This window comes from Leifsonia sp. HAY1-4F (assembly GCF_056755275.1).
In genome coordinates this window covers 1-282 of sequence record NZ_JBNDHX010000252.1, presented here as the reverse complement: position 1 = coordinate 282, position 282 = coordinate 1, and the positions used below count along the sequence as shown (strand labels likewise).

1 protein-coding gene is annotated in these 282 nt (G+C 62.4%); it reads left to right on the top strand.

The features are described 5' to 3' along the window. Positions 1 to 282, top strand: a 282-nt coding sequence (locus tag ACPYOG_RS19425) for an ATP-binding cassette domain-containing protein (RefSeq protein WP_481295769.1), incomplete at both ends; no start/stop codon positions are given.

Genomic DNA, 282 nt, shown 5'->3' with positions numbered 1-282 from the left:
CTCGGGCGGCAACCAGCAGAAGGTGGTCCTAGCAAAGTGGATGTTCACCGAACCGGACGTGCTCATCCTGGATGAGCCGACGCGCGGCATCGACGTCGGCGCCAAGTTCGAGGTCTACGGCATCATCCAGCAGCTCGCCGCGCAGGGGAAGGGCTTCATCGTCATCTCCTCGGAGCTGCCCGAGCTGCTCGGCATCTCCGACCGCATCTACACGATCTTCGAAGGTCAAATCACCGACGACCTGCCGATCGCCGAAGCGACCACCGAGACGCTCCTGAAAAG